We start from the raw sequence: 18,458 nt of genomic DNA on the forward strand, positions 1-18,458 counted from the left end.
TCCAAATAAAAAGAGCAATGGGAATGACCCATTACTCATTTACTAAAGCTTTTTGTGATTGCTCAAATTCATTCAAAATCTCTTGGCTCGGTTTATTATCAATTAAGCTCACAATGAAAATGGTAAGGGCTGAAAGAATGAAGCCTGGGATAATCTCATACCATCTAGCAAAATTAAAGTTAGGAAATAAGGAATTGAGTCCAAAACTAGTATAGTTTTTCCAAACAATAACCGTTAAACCACCAACGATCATACCAAAGAGAACGCCATTTCTTGTGGTTCGGTTCCAGAATAATGAGAAGATAATGGCTGGCCCAAAGGCTGCTCCAAATCCAGCCCAAGCATAAGCCACCAAATCTAATACTTTTCCACCACTCATCGCAAGGTAAATCGCAATGATTGAAATTAAGATAACCGCTCCACGGCTAACCCAGATCAATTCTTTTTGACTCGCATTTTTTCTAAATAGTGCTTTATAAAAATCTTCTGCCAAGGCACTAGATGAAACTAATAATTGAGAATCAATCGTACTCATAATGGCTGCTAAAATCGCAGCAAGTAAGATCCCTGCAACCCATGGGTTAAATAGAATCTGTACCATTTGGATAAACACTTGCTCTTGGTCAGCCAACCCATTTTCAAAACCTGTTATACCTGCTTGGTGATAGGCGATTCCAATAAACCCAACAAATAAGGCTCCCCATAAAGCAAGTACTACCCATGTAACAGCAATCAAACGTGATTTTTTGATCTCGTTTGCGGAACGGATCCCCATAAAGCGGACTAAAATATGAGGTTGCCCAAAATATCCTAGTCCCCATGCCATTAAGGATAAAACGGCAATGAAGTCAAAATTCGTGTTGGTTGTTACCCAAAAAATTTCCTTCGCAGCATCATAACTGACGGTCTTAGTTGAATCTAACAAATCGGGGTTTAATGCGCCTAAATGATTCCAGAGCTCTCCAATCCCACCAATCTGTGTAATCGTCACAATCGGTACAAATAGTAACGCCAAAAACATTAGACTTCCCTGAACAAAATCTGTCCAGCTAACAGCTAGATAACCACCTAAGAATGTATAGGAAATAATAACAAATGCCCCTACAAAAAGTGCAATTTTATAATCCATCCCAAAAGTACCTTCAAACAATTTACCTCCAGCTACAAGTCCTGAAGCTGTATAAAATAAGAAGAAGGTTAAGATTAAAAATGCGGAAATAATACGAAGTAAATGAGTACGGTCTTTAAAACGGTTCTCAAAGTAATCGGAAATCGTAATTGAATTCACTACTTCTGTATAACGACGTAAACGCTTTGCAACGAATTGCCAGTTTAAATAAGTCCCTATAGCTAAACCAATCCCAATCCACATCGCACTTAAACCTGAAGCATATGCGGCACCAGGCAGTCCTAATAAGAGCCATCCACTCATATCGCTTGCTTGAGCGCTTAAAGCTGTAACCCAGCCATTTAATGATCGTCCACCTAACACATAATCATCAATGGTATTCGTCTTGCGATAACTCCAAATACCAATTGCAATCATTAATAAAATATAAAAAACAAAGGAAACTACTGTTTCTATCGCCATGTGCATCTTTATTCCTCCCTCCTTTCAAGAAAATAACTAATCATGGAAAATACAACAAGTAAACTCATTGGCACATAAAGCCAGAACCAAGTAAACGTAGGTAAAGAATACTCCATCCCATCCTGCACCTCCTTGATTGTTTCATTTAAGGTGATGTCGCAATTTTGTAAAATAATTATATCATACCACTTAAGATCTAAATAAACTGAAAATTTAAAAAATAACATATCTAATTTTTATTCTCTTTAAGATTATATTTAATCAAAAGCTTTTTCAGAATCAGATTGTCATTTCAACGCTCAAAATAAAACCCTAGTTCTAAGCTAGGGTCATTTCATCTTTATTATAAATTTTATTGGAATGGATTGATTTTCTTATCCTTGTTCTTGATCCTCTTTATGCACTTCAGAGATTCCTTCTTCTCCTTCTTCATTTTCAATGTATGCCTCATACGCTTCATTTCGAATCACATCGATTTGATCATCGCTTGGATTCCCATCCATGTCGGTAATAATAAAACCTTCAACTGGTTCGACATACCCATCTGGTTCCCGACTCTCTATATATAAATGGTCATAATCAGTTCCATCACGAAAATAATCTGCCGGATTAGAAGTACCAAATCTCGCTACCGCTTGCCATGCATCTTCTCCATCAAACCCAATCGTTTGATCTTCTTTTTCGTCTAAACTTGTGCGGCCAAAAGGTGGAGTAAGAAATTCTTCCTCAATCGGTCTCTGAAGTGAAACTGAATTATTGGTTTGATGTTTAATACAATATTTAGCATAAGGAACAGCTTGTAGACGTTCAAAGGGAATCTCTTTATGACAAGTTAGACAATAACCATAGGATCCTTGTTCCATTCGTTCTAACGCTTCGTTAATTTGTTCAAGTAAATGGAAATGATTCTCTTCTAAAGCAATATCCTTTGATCTTTCAAAAAGCTCAGTACCAATATCCGCTGGATGATTATCATATCCTGATAATTCTCCAATTGAATCATTCATATTTTCATCTAATCCATAACTGTTATTATGTTTCATTTCCTCTAGAATTTCATTTTTTTCTTCAATTAATTGTTTTTTTAACTGTTCTAGTTTGTCTTTTCTCACCATAACCACTCCTTACCTTATGCTTGCATCCACATTTAATTGAGCTTGGACAATCTTTACTATTTCAGCGATATAATCACCAATAATCGGTAAATTAAGAGCACCAAGTTTTTGTAAAAAATAAATAATCGTCGCCGCAAAAATGGTAAATCCTAAGGCGATGCCTATACCCCTGGCAATTCCTGTCATGAGATTAAGAAAAAATAGTCGTCTTGGTTTATTTAATAAGGCGATATAATCGGCGATCTGAACCCGTTCCATTTGAATGGCTAATTCATCTAATTTTTTTCCAATGGTTTCAATCGTATATGAGTTGGATTTATCTGCCATCTAATTCCCTCCTAAATCATTAAAGATAGTTTACTCCTTTTATATTAAATCTAAGCATCTTTTGGTTATAAAAGAATAAAAAGCTTAGGAATTTATCTCCTAAGCTTTTTATCACAAAATATTATTCGGTTACTAAATCGTGGTAGTGCTCTTCTACAATTTCAGCACAAGTTGGGCATAATTCTGGGTGCTTATGTCCGACTTCAGGACTAACTACCCAGCATCGCTGACATTTTTCTCCTTCTGCTTGAGTTACATGAACACTTAATCCTTCAAGTTGCATCGCATTTTCTGGTGCCTGTTCTTCTTTCACGTTCACATGGGAAACAATAAATAATTTATCTAATTCATTAAATTGATTTAATAATTTTGCGACCTCTGTTGATGGATAGATCGTAACAGCTGCAGCAAGTGAATGACCGATTAACTTATCTTTACGAGCCACTTCTAAAGCTTTTAAAACCTCATCGCGGACATCTAAGAATTGTTCCCATTTCTCCATCAATGACTGGTCTACTTCAATATGAGACCAATCCGGAAGTTCGGTAAGTTGAACACTAATCTCCTTCACTTCAGGGATGAATTTCCACACTTCATCAGCTGTGTGAGGAAGAATAGGTGCAATAAGTTTAACTAATACCAATAAAACTTCATATAATACAGTTTGAGCCGCTTTTCGAGTTGGTGAATGAAGTGGTTCTATATATAAACGATCTTTAATAATGTCTAGATAAAATGCACTCATATCGACGGTACAGAAATTGTGAATCGATTGATAAACACTATGAAATTCATAAGCATCATAGCCCTTAATGACTTTATCAATCAATTGTTTGGTTCTCATCATGGCAAATTGATCAAGTTCGTTCATCTCTTTCAAAGCGACTTGATCTTTTTGCGGATTAAACCCTTCTAAATTACCAACTAAGAATCTTAAAGTATTCCTAATTTTTCGGTATACTTCTGAGATCTGTTTCAAAATATTATCGGAAATCCGAACATCTGATTGATAATCAACAGAAGCAACCCAAAGACGGAGAATATCTGCTCCCAATTGATCAACAATCTTCTGCGGCACAATCACATTCCCTAAGGACTTAGACATTTTTCTACCTTCGCCATCCAAGGTGAAACCATGACTTAAGACTGCTTTATAGGGTGCTTTTCCCGTTACAGCAACGCTGGTAGATAGTGAGGAGTTGAACCAACCACGATATTGGTCAGAGCCTTCTAAATAAAGATCGGCTGGTCTTCGTAATTCTTCTCTTGCTTCTAAAACACCTTCATGGCTTGAACCAGAGTCAAACCATACATCCATAATATCTGTTTCTTTTCTAAAATGAGTTCCCCCACAAGATGGACAAAAAGTGCCTTCTGGTACCAACTCATCCGCCTCTTTGGCAAACCATACATTAGAGCCTTCCATTGCTACTAAATCTGCAACATGGTGAATGGTTTGATCGTTAAGAATCGTTTCTCCACAATCCTTACAATAGAAGATTGGAATCGGTACGCCCCAAATCCGTTGGCGAGATATACACCAATCTCCTCGATCAGCAACCATATTATGCAACCGTAGTTCTCCCCAATGCGGAACCCATTTCACATTTTTAATTTCTTCTAACATCGTTTGACGAATCGGTTCAATCGACGCAAACCATTGTTCAGTTGCCCGGTAAATCACTGGTTGTTTTGAGCGCCAATCGTGTGGGTATTGGTGTTTAATAAAGCCAAGTTTGAGAAGTTTACCAACTTCAGCTAGCTTTTTTGTCACCTCTTTATTAGCATCTTCATAGAACAAACCTTCAAAGCCGGGTGCTTCTTTTGTGAATTTCCCTTGGTCATCGATTGGCGATAAGACATCTAAACCATATTTCTGGCCAACATAAAAGTCATCTTCTCCATGACCAGGTGCAGTATGAACGCATCCTGTTCCAGCCTCTAATGTTACATGCTCACCAAGAATAACAGGTGAGATTCGATCATAAAATGGGTGTTTTGTGACTACCCCTTCTAACTCTTCACCCTTAAATTCCTTAACAATTTCTACATGCTCAAAACCAATTTCTTCTTTCACATGGTCTAATAGTTCTTTAGCCACTAAATATTGTCCAGATTCTACTTTGTATAGGACATAATCAAATTCCGGATGAATAGAAATAGCAAGGTTTGCTGGTATGGTCCAAGGTGTTGTCGTCCAAATGACAACATTTGAACCCTCTGGAAGTTTACCTTTTCCATCAACGACTTCAAAAGCTACATAAATCGAGGCAGAACGTTTTTCTTTATATTCAATTTCCGCCTCGGCTAGTGCAGACTCAGAAGAGGGTGACCAATAAACAGGTTTAAGCCCCTTGTAGATGAGTCCCTTTTTTGCCATTTCGCCAAATACTTTTAATTGTCTTGCTTCATATTCTGGCTTTAGGGTAATATAAGGATTTTCAAAGTCTCCTCTTATACCTAAACGTTTAAACTGTCCCTTTTGCTTTTCAACATAAGAAAGAGCATAATCTCGACAACGGTTTCTAAACTCAATCGGTCCAATTTCGTGACGGTTAATTTTTTCATTTTTAATAATAGCATGCTCGATTGGTAATCCGTGAGTATCCCAACCAGGAACATAAGGTGCATTATAGCCCTGCATGGTTTTAAAACGAACGATGATATCTTTCAAAATCTTGTTCAGTGCATGGCCAATATGGATATCTCCATTCGCATAAGGAGGACCATCATGAAGAATAAATGTTGGCTTCCCTTTTTTTGATTCCTGCACTTTTTGATAAATATTGATCTCATCCCACCATTGCTCAATCTCTGGCTCTTTATTTGGAAGATTTCCTCTCATTGGAAAATCTGTTTTTAACAGATTTAATGTCGTCCCATAATCCATTCAACTCACTCCTTCTTACAACTTTTCAGCCCATAAAAGCAACGGCTCACTTAAAAGCCAATTCCAATCCCTTTTATAAGGCTTCACGAATATGAAAAAAAACCTTCTCATCCAAAGTCAAGGGACGAGAAGGTTACCCGCGGTACCACCCTAATAGCCTATATAGCCACTTATAAAAGATAACGGATTAAACCGACTTTTCTTACTTATTTTACAATGCATTCAGAAAAGTAACTCATGGGTGATATTCAACATAGTCCAAATTACTAGGCTCACACCAACCCTAGCTCGCTTAAATCTGGGGTCTAGTTGACAGATCCCAATCCTCGTTTCATATTCGTTTCATTTGTTTATTTAATGATATGCAGTATACCTAATTATTGACTCAAAGTCAATGGTTTATACGCTAACCCGATCCTCTTCTTCAGTTCTCTCAAGCTCTTCCCAGCTTTGAGATTCTAACATCTCAAGCTGTGCTTCTAAAAGGGTACGGAATCTCGTACGATAAATGGCTGCTCTTTTTTTCAATTCTTCAATTTCTAGGGAAATCGTTCTTGATTTCATTAGAGACTCGTTGATGATACGATCTGCATTTTTTTCAGCTTCTTTGACAATCAATTGCGCTTCTTTTTTTGCATTTGCTTTCACTTCTTCAGCTGTTTCTTGCGCTACAATAATCGATTTACTTAAGCTTTCTTCAATATTAGAAAAATGGCTAAGTCTTTCATTTAATTGTATTATCTTTTCCTCAAGGTCTTTGTTTTGGCGAATTAAAGCTTCATAATCTTTAATCACTTGATCCAAAAATTCATTTACTTCATCTTCATTATACCCACGAAACGCTTTACTAAATTCTTTGTTATGTATGTCCAATGGTGTTAAAGGCACCAAAAACACCTCCAAATCATATTTTGTCATACTTATTTCGACATAGAATCCAAAAATCCTGCAATTTTTTTTAGCTCCATCGACCTATTTTTACACGGATACGGCCTTTTTTGGTGATTCCTTCGTCCTCTAAAAACTTAAAGCGACCAAATCCATTTAAAGAAACGATATCACCTACTTGAAGCTTATAATCGGTTTGATCAATGATTTGCCAATTTACTTTTAAATGTTTCCCTTTAATCCATTCAGATATTTTTGTCCGAGACAGTCGAAAAACATCACTCGATATCGCATCAACTCGTAGCGAAGAAACGGTCAAAAACATTTCCTCAATCTGTTGAATTGGGGGTTTTACATTTTCTCTAGCGATTTCCTCAAGTCGAACAGGAACCCTTCCTACATGAGTAAGCTGCATTCTGATATAATCAGCAACTTCACTAGCAACAATGTATTGTTTATCCGTATCTGAAACAAGGATATCTCCAAATTTTTCACGTTTTATTCCAATATTCAAAAGCGCACCCATGTAATCTCTATGAGTTAATGTTGTAAATTTATTCTCCCCAATCACTTTAAAAAAGGTTAGCCCCATTACCTTAGGATCATAGGAAAAATAATAGGGTGCAATCAGTACTCTACCTCTTTCAGCTTCAGCATATCCCCCATCAAAAAACATCGTCAGATCCATAGAAGAATTGACGATGTTTTGAATGATTTGCTTTTGCCTAGGGTCAACAAAATCAGTCCGGATAGAAGTATGAGTCTTCTCTGCTCGCTCTACCCATTCAATCACCCGTTCTACAAAAGGCTGCTCTTCTTTACGATAATGATGCATAATATGATCATGTGACATGTAAGTTCCCCCAAAGATGATTACTTTACAAATGCTTTATAAGAATAAAAATCTTAAAACAGTTTTTAGCCCTTCTCGGATAAAATCAAGTGCGAAAAAGGCAACGATTGGTGAAATATCAATCATCCCAATAGGTGGGATAATTTTTCTAAAGGGTCGTAAATAAGGTTCGACAAGTTTACCTAATAGTTCTCCTACAGGCGTTTCTCTCATTTGCGGAACCCATGACATCAAAATATAGGCAAAAATAAGCCAAAAATAGATTTGAAAGATTGTATCTACGATTGAAATAATAGAGTACATTTGTTATTCATCCTCCTGAAGAATTTCAGTAATCGCTCCTTCAATATCAATATTTTCTGGAGTGCATAAAAAGATACTTGTACCAATTTTTTTGATGTCACCATTCAAAGCATAGACACAACCACTTAAAAAATCTACTACTCTTCTCGCTTGATCTGGTGAAAGTCGTTGTAAATTAACAATAATCGGGCGATGAGACCGTAAATGATCAGCAATCTCCTGTGCTTCCTCATAGGATCTAGGTTCAGCTAAAACCATTTTTACATTTTTCTGAGTATGTAAGCTTACGACATTATTATTTTTGTTTCTTCGACTTAAAAAAACCTCATCTTCAGATTCTTGACCTTCTATCTCTTCTACAACCTCTTCATCCTGAAGGCCCAAAAAACCCATGATTTTCCCCATCATTTTTTCATTCCTCCATTCAAATGTTTATACTTTTCCTTTAAAAAGAACTGTACCTAGACGAATAAATGTTGCCCCTTCTTCGATGGCAACCTCAAAATCGTTGGACATACCCATTGATAATTCATGAATTGTGTATCCTAGAATGCCATTATCATTAATCTCATCTCTTAATTCCCTTAATCGACGAAAAATAGGCCTTATTACCTCTTTTTCTTCAACAAAGGGAGCCATTGTCATTAAACCAACAATGCGAATAGAATCTAATAAACGAACTTTTTCTACAAATTCAAGCAATTCTTCTGGTGCTAAACCAGATTTAGTCGTTTCTCCAGAAATATTCACTTGAATAAAGGCTTGTACTTTTAGATTTTGTAATTTTGCCCGCTTATTGATTTCTTGAGCCAAGGAAAAACGATCAAGGGAATGAAGGTAATCAAATTTTCCAAGTAATTGTTTTACTTTGTTAGTTTGTAAATGCCCGATAAAATGCCATGTACCTTGATCTTTAAGTACTTCATATTTTTTTAGTACCTGTTGAACTTTATTTTCTGCAATATGGTCTAAACCAAAGTCTAATACTTGTTTGGTTTGATCGATATCTAGATATTTTGTAACTGCAATCAATTGGATCTCCTTTGGGTCTCTACCACTTCGTTCACAAGCAAACCGTATCCTTTCTTTTACATTCAGTACATTTTCTTTTAATTGCACAACTTACTCATCCTTCCTAAGTCCAATCCAAGCAGCCATACGCCCTGTTTTTCCCTGTTCTTTTCGATGTGAAAAAAATAAATCAACATTGCAATTAGTACACCATGATGAAATTTCGATATTTTCCGGCAAAATTCCTGCTTCTAATAGTATTTCTTTATTTATTTTTTTTAAATCTAAATCAAAATGCCCATTTTTCTTGTCGATCACCATTTCTGGTGGAATAAATTGAAGCGAAGATTGCATTGGATTGATGACTTGATCATTGACTTCATAGCAGCACTGACCAATCGCTGGACCGATCGCAACTTGAATATCATTGACGTTTGACTGAAAAGAATCTACAAACGTTTGAATCATTTTTTCTGCAATTTTTAGAACCGTTCCTTTCCATCCTGCATGAGCCAATCCTATAATCTGTTTGATAGGGTCATAAAAATAGATTGGAACACAATCTGCAAAATAAACCGTTAATACGATATCTGGAATATTTGTTACTAGGCCATCTGTATCTTGAATCGCATCTTCGCGAATTCTCCGTCCTTTTCCCCTCTCAGCAAGGGTAACCACTTTGATATTGTTCCCATGAACCTGTTCAGCTGAAGTCCAAGCATCAAAGGAAAACCCTAATGCTCTGGCTAGTATCTGGCGATTTGCTACGACATCTGTTGGGTCATCCCCTACATGGAGTGCCAAATTCATAGATTGGTAGTTGCCTTTACTTTGACCACCCTGTCTAGTAGAAAAACCTACACTTAGATTAGGATTCTCTTGTTCCCACTTTTTGATCACAAGATAAGGTATCGGTTTGTCTACTTGTACAAACGCTTCCATATCAACACTCCTTTTCTCCTATATTATCATAGAATATGGGTCGATTCACCAAATAAAATAACCCACAAAAGTGAAGACTTCCTTCGAAGCCTATTCATATTACTTTTATGGGATCCATGAATATTTTAAAAGAAATGCATAATGATATTTTAATTTGTTTTTCTAAAAGGGTCATACTCATCCAATTCAGTTGAACGATAGGATCGATCATCTAATTTCACTAAAATTACATCTAATCCAATTTTTACAATATTTTTCCAAGGAATAATATACTCAGCCCCATTTGCAAAAAGTCCGAATAATTTTCCTTGACTGGGGACGATCAATGCTTCAACTCGTCCATTTCTTAAGTCTATATCTAAGTCTTGTACCGATCCTAATTTCTTACCATCAAATATATTAATGACATCTTTCGTTTGGAACTCTGAAATTTTAATCATTTTCAGCTCACCCAATCTTTTTCTTCTTTCCTAATATATATATGTGAAGATTGCCAAAAATGTACCATTAAGAAAAGGTTTGTATATTCATCTGCTTATGGAATATACAAACCTCTAAATGACAAGTGGAAGAAAGTTTCTTATTTTTTAATAAAGGTCAACCTTATCAGATTGACCTCACTAAGCAAAATGATTTATGTTTTGATATACTTATGCATTTGCTGAATAGCGGCCTTTTCTAACCTTGACACTTGGGCCTGAGAAATGCCGATTTCTTCAGCTACTTCCATTTGGGTTTTTCCATCGTAAAACCTCATCGATAAAATCATTTTTTCTCGATCATTAAGACGATTTAGCGCTTGTTTTAACGCAATTTCTTCTACCCAATGGATATCCTTATTTTTATCATCACTAATTTGATCCATTACATAGATCGGATCTCCTCCATCATGATAAATCGGTTCAAATAAGGATACCGGATCTTGAATTGCATCTAAAGCAAAGACCACGTCTTCTTTTGGCACATTTAATACTTCAGATATTTCATAAATCGTTGGCTCAGAAGACTTTTGGGTAGTTAAAGCATCCCTTACTTGAAGTGCCTTGTAAGCAATATCGCGAAGGGAACGTGATACTCGAATTGGATTATTATCCCTTAAATAACGTCTAATTTCTCCTATAATCATTGGGACGGCATAGGTGGAGAATTTCACGTTTTGGCTGAGATCAAAGTTATCAATAGCTTTCATTAACCCGATACACCCAACCTGAAATAAATCATCTACAAATTCGCCGCGATTATTAAAACGTTGGATGACACTTAAGACAAGGCGTAGGTTTCCATTCACCAATGTTTCCCTAGCCGAATGTTCACCCTGTTGCATGGCTTGAAAAAGTTTTCTCATTTCCTCATTTTTCAAAACAGGTAATTTGGATGTATCTACTCCGCAGATTTCAACTTTACTTCTAGACAAGATTCTCCCTCCTATCGGAGTTACGTTACTGTAAAGTATCTCCTTAGAGGGAAAAATTTATGCTTTAAATCATTTTATTAAATTCTTTTCGCAATCGTTTGATAATTCTTTTTTCTAATCTTGATATATAAGATTGAGAAATACCAAGGATATCAGCAACGTCCTTTTGAGTTTTTTCAATCCCATCATTAAGGCCAAATCGGAGTTCCATAATCACTTTTTCTCGATCATTTAATTTTTCTAATGCTTTCTTTAATAATTTTTTATCAATTTCATCTTCAATGTTACGAAAAATGGTATCATTTTCTGTTCCTAAAATATCTGAAAGCAATAGTTCATTACCATCCCAATCAATATTTAATGGTTCATCAAAAGATACTTCAGTTTTCACTTTATTGTTACGTCTTAAGAACATCAAAATTTCATTTTCAATACATCTGGAAGCATAGGTGGCTAATTTGATTTTTTTATCAATATCAAATGTGTTTACCGCCTTAATTAGCCCGATCGACCCAATAGAGACTAAATCTTCTATATTTACTCCTGTGTTATCAAATTTTCTTGCAATGTAGACAACAAGACGAAGATTTCGTTCGATTAACATCGACTTTACTGCATTATCTCCTGTAGGCAGCTTCTCTAATAGAAGTTCTTCCTCTTCTCTTGTCAAAGGAGGTGGAAGAGTTTCACTTCCTCCAATATAATAAATCTCCTCTGTTTTCAATCCAAGTAGAAATAATAGACGATACCACAATAAAATCAACTGGATCTTCCACTTTGCTAACATATGAGACCCCCTTGAACAATGAATTAGGATTATCCTGCTAATAATTCAGGATGTATAATAGCTGAATAGCTGTGGTCATTGGAAAGATGACCATAATCAAGACCGATTAAAACTTTGGTATGTGTCCAATGTGTTTGGTTCTTTGAAGAAATCACCACCTTATCAGGACGAATACATAATAAAAACTGCATCTCTTTTGATACGCTGCGAAAGGGGACTAGATGAATTCTAGTCTGCCATGCTGGATCGATATTCTTCGTTATTTCTTCAAGCGATTCCAAATGAAATTGTCCATGTTGATAAGCTGTCTGGAAAATAGTAGGTAAAAATGACACGGATTTAGCTTCTAAAATCATCACTGGTTTTCGAGTAATTGGATCATAAAGCCGATTCCCGGTATCCACCAATCCTTTACATTGATGACGATGTTCGAAAACCTCTATCTCAACATCTACAAAATGTTGTTCGACATTTCCTTTCCGTTCAAGGGACAGGAATGTACGATTAGAGAAAAACCATACCCCTAAAACAGCAATCACGATAAAAAGGAGCAAAAAAAATGGATTTGATGAATGAGTCACATACACACCTTTTATGACTTCATGATCAATTTGAAAGAGGTATTGTAAAGCAAATACCCCACCGCCCATGAGAAAAGACACAAAATAAAAGGTGGCTAACGTTCTAACCATTTGGATCAAATGTAAAAAACCAAATGAGACCCATACCATTAAAATTGAGATTAGAATTTTTGTTAGTAAAAGATGTGCAGCACTTAAATAAGGAATAAAAAATACCATCGTATACGCTGCTCCGATCATTGCTCCTAGCGTGATGCGGATCTTCTTGATTTTTAAGTGAAGAAACTTGGCAGTCGTTAATAAAATTAGCGTATCGATCATAAAATTAAGTAAAAGGATTAGATCCAAGTAAAAGACCATCTTCTCTTTCTCCTTTTCATTCATAAAGGAAGAAGTGAGAATAGTATATAATATATCTATATTCAAAGTCTGTCTAAACTTGCCGACAAGCTATCGATTTTTTTGTCGAAAAAACATTTTTTTAGCAGAATAGAAAGTGATGCTTTCTTTTGCATAAAAAAAAGACCTAACACGAATAAAGTGTACCCTTTGTAAAGGACATTTTAGAATGTGTTAGATCTTTTTTTATTCTTTAAATGTAATAATTTATGAAATTATTTATTACGGTTTCTTAAAAAGGTTGGGATGTCTAAGTTGTCGTGGCTATTTGCAAATGGCTTAATATTGATTTTGCCTGAAGAATTTTGACCTTGATCCTTTGTAGTTGTTTTAGTTGTAGCTTGTACTCGATTAGGATCATCATCAAAGCCAGTTGCAATGACTGTAACAATGATTTCTTCTTTTAAGTTCTCATTGATTACTGCACCAAAAATCATATTCACTTCCGGATCTGAAGAAGATGCAACAATATCAGCTGCCTCGTTTACTTCGTATAAACTTAGATTTGCTCCACCTGTAATATTCATAAGAACACCTTTTGCACCATTAATTGACGTTTCCAATAATGGACTGCAGATTGCTTTTTTAGCTGCTTCTGCTGCTCTATTTTCACCAGTTGCAATACCAATGCCCATCAATGCAGAGCCTTTTTCTGTCATAATGGTTTTTACATCGGCAAAGTCCAAGTTAATTAATCCAGGTACTGCAATCAAATCAGATATTCCCTGTACTCCTTGACGAAGTACGTTATCTGCTTGACGAAATGCTTCTAACATCGGTGTATTTTTGTCGACGATCTCTAATAAGCGATCATTTGGAATCACAATCAGTGTATCCACTTTTTCCTTTAATGCAGCAATTCCTTGTTCTGCTTGTAGAGACCTTTTTCTTCCTTCGAAAGAAAAGGGTTTAGTAACTACTCCGACTGTTAAAGCACCTAATTCTTTGGCAATTTCTGCAATAACAGGTGCTGCACCAGTTCCTGTACCACCACCCATACCAGCTGTAACAAACACCATATCAGCGCCTTTTAGACTATTTTCAATCGTTTCTCTACTTTCTTCTGCAGCTTTTTTCCCTATTTCCGGATTTGCTCCTGCCCCTAATCCTCGTGTTAACTTTTCTCCAATTTGCGATTTAGTTACAGCTAAAGAACGGTGAAGGGCTTGTGCATCTGTGTTCACTGCGATAAATTCAACGCCTTGAACGCCAGCTTCAATCATGCGGTTAACAGCATTACTGCCTCCGCCGCCAACACCTATTACTTTAATTTGGGCTAATTGCTCCATATCCAGATCAAATTCTAACATTCATTATCCCCCTCACTTATCGTGATCGCTTTTCTAGATGTTCTAAATAAATTCGCTAAACCAGTTTTTGATCCGTTCAAATGGACTTATACTTCTAGATTTTCGCTTTGGCTTAGATGATGCTGTTTTAACCACGTGTCCATGATTTGCTTTAATCATTTTTGTTGCGTATTTAATTAAACCCACTCCACCAGTGTAAGATGGGTCTTTTACACCAATGTAATCTGGAATTGCAATACGAACAGATGGCTTCAAAACTTCTTGGGCCAAACTCAGAATTCCATTCATCCCCATCACTCCACCAGTAAGGACAAACCCACCTGCTAGTTCCTTTGTGTATTCTAAACGATGAACTTCTTCTTGGATAATTTCAAACATTTCTCTAAGTCTTGGTTCAATAATATGAGCTAAATCTTCTTGGTTAAATTCCTTTTCCACGTTACTGCCAATCCGAGCAACTTTAAATACTATCTCGTTATTAGATTCCTCAATACTTGCAATTCCATATTTTAATTTCACTTGTTCCGCGATATCTGTTTGGGTTCTTAGCCCTATGGAGATATCATTTGTAATATATTCCCCTCCAATCGGAAGTTCCGTGGTTTTTACAATACTTCCTTGTTCAAAAATAGAAAGGGTTGTCGTTCCTTTCCCTATGTCTACTAATGCCACACCAAGATTCATTTCATCTTTAGAAAGGGCTATATGACTAGCTGCTAATGGCATTAAAATAAATCCTGCAATTCGAAGTTCAGCTCTTTCAATCGTACGCATCAAATTATGTATGATCGTTTTCGAACCGGTAACAATTGTTGCTTCGACTTCAAGTCTTACACCATACATCCCTCTTGGATCTTTGATACCTGACAAACCATCAACAATATATTCTTTAGGAACGACATCGATGATTTCTCTTTCAGGAGGTAAATTAATCAATTTAGCTGCTTGAATCACTCGATCTATATCTAATTCACTGATTTCCTTGTCTTCACTAGATACAGCGACGACTCCATGACTTGTTTGTAAATCTATATGGTTACCAGAAATCCCAACATAAACCTCATCTATCGTAATTCCTACCATTCGTTCAGCATGGTCAACTGCCTTACGAATCGACTGTACAGTTTGATCAATATCAACAATTGCTCCCTTTTTAATGCCTTCAGAATCTGCAGAACCCACTCCAATAATATTTAATGACCCATTATTCACTTCGCCAATGATGACTCGAACCTTGGACGTACCGATGTCTAGACTAACTATACTATCGTTGCTCAAATCTTTGGCACCCCCCTCAAAAAATATCTAGTAATCTCGTTAGTTCATTTAAAGATAAAAGGCTTTTTATAAGTTATTCCACACATTTTAGTGTTTTCCTTTTTTTTTCTATGATTTTTTTCAACATTTTTTTGTCTTATGATACTTTCTTATGTCTTTCGCTAAAGTTTGTCAATAAGAGTCTGCGAATGACTGCTAAATTATTAAATAATCTTACACCAAAAGCAAAAATAGCAGCTAAGTATAAATCCACACCTAATTGAACACCTAAAAATACGATCCCTGCAGCTAACAAGGTGTTAAAAAAGAATCCTGAAATAAAAATCTTTGTATCAAAAGAATGTTCTAAACTGGCACGAATTCCCCCAATTACTGTATCAAGAGCGGCTAAAACAGAAATAGATAAATAATGACTATATTCTTCTGGTACACGAAGATCAGAACTAAAGCCTAAAACTAATCCGATAATAAGTCCAAGAATAGGCAACCACATTATTTTTCACCTACCTTTACCGGTTTCATATATCTGGGATTAATATCACCATTATATGCAGGGATTTGAATTTTTTCTTGTTCAGCAATAATCAATTCTTTGTTAAGAATTTTAAAATAATCCTGCAGCCCAGCAATCTGGATTCCAGCTTGAATCATTTTTGCATCACCAATTGCTTTAATTTCATAAGGAAAGGTAATGAATCGATTATTGACTTGAATTCGATTTCCTACATTTCGAATCGCAGAAACAGATACCAATCGTTGATCATTGATCGAAATCGCTTGTGCCCCATTACCAAACATTTCATTCACCAATGTTCTTAAATCGTCATCTACAATTTCATTTTCGTCCTCTTCACCAATCTCTGAAAAAGAAGAATCCATAGCTGTAATTCGAACAATTAATCCTTTTCCTTCAACAGGAATAGTTCCTGCTAAGAGCTTCGCATGACCTAATTCATCCGAGATGATTTGGGAAATTTGTTGATTTTGGTTGTTATTTTTGTATTGGTTAAGCAATTGTCGTTTTTTAGACAAATCATTTAAAAGATTATTTTTCCGTTCTAATTCTTTACTTAAATTCGAACGTAATTCTGTAATGTCCCTAGCTTCCATCTTAAACGTATTTTGTGTTGAATTAAACTGAATAGATAACATAAATCCAATAATGACACTAATAAGTGTAATTGTATATGAGATCTTTCGTTTATGAGCTTGCATATAAATTCTTCCTTTACGGATTAAGTATTGTTAATCGATCAGTATTAAGCGTTCCAATAAAACCTGGGATTACGATATGATCCATCTTTTTTGTAGAGATTTGAATATTCCATAAGCGTAATGTCTCTAACACTCCCCCAGGCATTTCTAATCCAGCTAATAAGGTATCAGGATCACCAATGGCTAGTATTTCAAAAGGGGGTGCTTTTTTAATAGAATTCACAAGAATGGTTGGCCCTACACAACGGATCGAACTAGAAGCAATCATACGTTCACCATTTACACTTATCGCCTCTGCACCAGATGCAAATAATTCATTCACAACTTTTCGTAAGTCTTGTTCATGAACTATATAACTAGAGACATCACCCTCAACTTCTTTTGCTTGTTTGCTATCGTTTAGAGTCACCGAAAGACCTGGCCCCTCTACAGAGATCAGGCCGGCAATCATCCGGGTGTTATCTAATTGTTCGCGAATTTTATTAGCCTCATCTTCATTGCTGATCAAAGATTGTTCAAATCCACGAATTTCTTCTTCAATTTCTTGAATCTGCTTTTCAAGCTCTTGATTTTCTTTTTTTTGATTGACAATCTTTTCTTGTAATTCCTGTTGTTTGTCCAATGTTGAAAAAGAAAAATTACTATTAAATCTTCTTATACTTGTGGATTCATACTGAAAAGCGATTAAAAAACCAAGGAATAAAAAAACAATTGTGATATAAATTTGCCATCTATTAATTTTCATTATTTGGTTCACCACTATTTTTATATTCTTCAAATCGTATCGAATCTAGTAAATAAATATCGCCTAGATTCTTCGTTTTCGCTTTTAAGTTTTCAAGAATACTAGAAAGTAAGTTTAATTTTTTACTTAATTCATCTAGATGGACATGCAAGCGATAACCCTCTCTCGTATAAATCAACACTTGATTGGTATCAATCATATTGGGTTCATTTTTTATCTCTGATAATTCATCCAATATGGCTGGGTCTACCTTTGCAAGTTCTCTTGCTAAAGTAGGAAGCTGATCATTATTCTTCCATTCGGAAATAAGAGGCCGATTCATAACGATTTGATCAATTTTTTTCTGAACAAGATATCCATTCTCTAAAACAGGAACCCACTGTTTCTTTGAATATAGAAAAGCGATCGGTTTTTGTTCTAGAATTTGAATCCGTAATTTCCCAGGATATTTTTTCTCAACCTCTACTTTTTTGATTTCTGGTAACTCCAACAATCTATTTTCAAGGGAAGAAGCTTTTAAAAACCAATAATGCATGTTTTGATGTAATTTTCCTTTTTCGTAAATCTCTTTTTCGGTTAATAGATTCAATCCTGTGATTTGGATCGAAGTGATTCTACTAATGGGTAAATTAAAATAGGTGATCATAGCAATCAGAAGAAAAAATAAAAAAAGATACCGTAACAACTTTCTATTTTTCTTTGGTATCATTACCTGTTTTTTGAACTGCGGAATTGTTTGATAGGATTGGTACATTTCTTCTCATTCCTTTATATCCAACTCAGTCTTCACTTTATCTCTCATTTGATTA

Annotated in this window: 20 protein-coding genes and 1 other annotated feature; all 20 genes read right to left on the reverse strand. The window is 35.6% G+C overall.

Annotation, left to right across the window (positions count from 1 at the left end):
- Positions 1–31: 31 nt before the first annotated feature.
- Positions 32–1,591, reverse strand: coding sequence for a sodium/proline symporter PutP (gene putP, locus BEN26_RS10105; RefSeq protein ID WP_084818737.1), 1,560 nt, complete (start codon positions 1,589–1,591; stop codon positions 32–34).
- Positions 1,592–1,965: 374 nt separating this feature from the next.
- Entirely contained in the window at positions 1,966–2,703 is a 738-nt protein-coding gene (locus tag BEN26_RS10110; protein WP_399168329.1) for a TraR/DksA C4-type zinc finger protein, read from the reverse strand.
- Between the two features lie 12 nt (positions 2,704–2,715).
- On the reverse strand, positions 2,716–3,033 hold the full coding sequence (locus BEN26_RS10115) for a DUF5665 domain-containing protein (RefSeq protein WP_069798229.1): 318 nt from the start codon (positions 3,031–3,033) through the stop codon (positions 2,716–2,718).
- A gap of 121 nt (positions 3,034–3,154) precedes the next feature.
- The gene (ileS, locus tag BEN26_RS10120) at positions 3,155–5,923 is read right to left on the reverse strand and encodes an isoleucine--tRNA ligase (RefSeq protein WP_069798226.1); all 2,769 of its coding nucleotides are present in this window, start codon (positions 5,921–5,923) and stop codon (positions 3,155–3,157) included.
- Between the two features lie 117 nt (positions 5,924–6,040).
- Positions 6,041–6,259: a binding site (T-box leader), on the reverse strand.
- Between the two features lie 63 nt (positions 6,260–6,322).
- A complete protein-coding gene (locus tag BEN26_RS10125) occupies positions 6,323–6,811 on the reverse strand; it encodes a DivIVA domain-containing protein (protein WP_068724657.1) in 489 nt (162 codons plus the stop codon).
- Positions 6,812–6,881: 70 nt separating this feature from the next.
- Positions 6,882–7,664 carry a YlmH family RNA-binding protein gene (locus BEN26_RS10130; RefSeq protein ID WP_069798224.1) on the reverse strand — a complete coding sequence of 261 codons (783 nt, stop codon included), beginning with the start codon at positions 7,662–7,664 and terminating at the stop codon, positions 6,882–6,884.
- Between the two features lie 36 nt (positions 7,665–7,700).
- The gene (locus BEN26_RS10135) at positions 7,701–7,967 is read right to left on the reverse strand and encodes a YggT family protein (RefSeq protein WP_068724662.1); all 267 of its coding nucleotides are present in this window, start codon (positions 7,965–7,967) and stop codon (positions 7,701–7,703) included.
- 3 nt (positions 7,968–7,970) lie between these two features.
- Entirely contained in the window at positions 7,971–8,375 is a 405-nt protein-coding gene (locus tag BEN26_RS10140) for a cell division protein SepF (RefSeq protein ID WP_068724665.1), read from the reverse strand.
- 24 nt (positions 8,376–8,399) lie between these two features.
- Positions 8,400–9,086 carry a YggS family pyridoxal phosphate-dependent enzyme gene (locus BEN26_RS10145; RefSeq protein WP_069798223.1) on the reverse strand — a complete coding sequence of 229 codons (687 nt, stop codon included), beginning with the start codon at positions 9,084–9,086 and terminating at the stop codon, positions 8,400–8,402.
- Positions 9,087–9,089: 3 nt separating this feature from the next.
- Positions 9,090–9,920 (reverse strand): peptidoglycan editing factor PgeF, encoded by an 831-nt coding sequence (gene pgeF, locus BEN26_RS10150; protein ID WP_069798221.1) that lies wholly within the window; start codon positions 9,918–9,920, stop codon positions 9,090–9,092.
- Positions 9,921–10,069: 149 nt separating this feature from the next.
- Complete coding sequence (locus BEN26_RS10155) at positions 10,070–10,360, reverse strand: YlmC/YmxH family sporulation protein (protein ID WP_082732409.1); 291 nt, start codon at positions 10,358–10,360, stop codon at positions 10,070–10,072.
- Positions 10,361–10,554: 194 nt separating this feature from the next.
- On the reverse strand, positions 10,555–11,334 hold the full coding sequence (sigG, locus tag BEN26_RS10160; RefSeq protein WP_068724669.1) for an RNA polymerase sporulation sigma factor SigG: 780 nt from the start codon (positions 11,332–11,334) through the stop codon (positions 10,555–10,557).
- A 64-nt stretch (positions 11,335–11,398) separates the two neighbouring features.
- Entirely contained in the window at positions 11,399–12,121 is a 723-nt protein-coding gene (gene sigE / locus BEN26_RS10165; RefSeq protein ID WP_068724672.1) for an RNA polymerase sporulation sigma factor SigE, read from the reverse strand.
- A 29-nt stretch (positions 12,122–12,150) separates the two neighbouring features.
- Entirely contained in the window at positions 12,151–13,062 is a 912-nt protein-coding gene (gene spoIIGA / locus BEN26_RS10170) for a sigma-E processing peptidase SpoIIGA (protein ID WP_069798219.1), read from the reverse strand.
- A 254-nt stretch (positions 13,063–13,316) separates the two neighbouring features.
- A complete protein-coding gene (ftsZ, locus tag BEN26_RS10175; protein ID WP_069798217.1) occupies positions 13,317–14,411 on the reverse strand; it encodes a cell division protein FtsZ in 1,095 nt (364 codons plus the stop codon).
- Between the two features lie 42 nt (positions 14,412–14,453).
- Entirely contained in the window at positions 14,454–15,689 is a 1,236-nt protein-coding gene (ftsA, locus tag BEN26_RS10180) for a cell division protein FtsA (protein ID WP_069798215.1), read from the reverse strand.
- A 136-nt stretch (positions 15,690–15,825) separates the two neighbouring features.
- Positions 15,826–16,182 (reverse strand): small basic family protein, encoded by a 357-nt coding sequence (locus BEN26_RS10185; RefSeq protein ID WP_068724681.1) that lies wholly within the window; start codon positions 16,180–16,182, stop codon positions 15,826–15,828.
- A complete protein-coding gene (locus tag BEN26_RS10190; protein ID WP_069798213.1) occupies positions 16,182–16,904 on the reverse strand; it encodes a DUF881 domain-containing protein in 723 nt (240 codons plus the stop codon). Before BEN26_RS10190 ends, BEN26_RS10185 begins: the two co-directional genes overlap by 1 nt.
- 13 nt (positions 16,905–16,917) lie before the next feature.
- On the reverse strand, positions 16,918–17,649 hold the full coding sequence (locus BEN26_RS10195) for a DUF881 domain-containing protein (protein ID WP_084818734.1): 732 nt from the start codon (positions 17,647–17,649) through the stop codon (positions 16,918–16,920).
- Positions 17,639–18,403: a cell division protein FtsQ/DivIB gene (locus tag BEN26_RS10200; RefSeq protein WP_069798211.1), complete on the reverse strand. Its 765-nt coding sequence runs from the start codon at positions 18,401–18,403 to the stop codon at positions 17,639–17,641. The genes BEN26_RS10195 and BEN26_RS10200 overlap by 11 nt, the downstream gene beginning before the upstream one ends.
- Between the last annotated feature and the right edge of the window lie 55 nt (positions 18,404–18,458).

It is taken from the genome of Tepidibacillus sp. HK-1 (assembly GCF_001748485.2).
GTDB classification, from domain to species: Bacteria; Bacillota; Bacilli; order Tepidibacillales; family Tepidibacillaceae; genus Tepidibacillus_B; species Tepidibacillus_B infernus.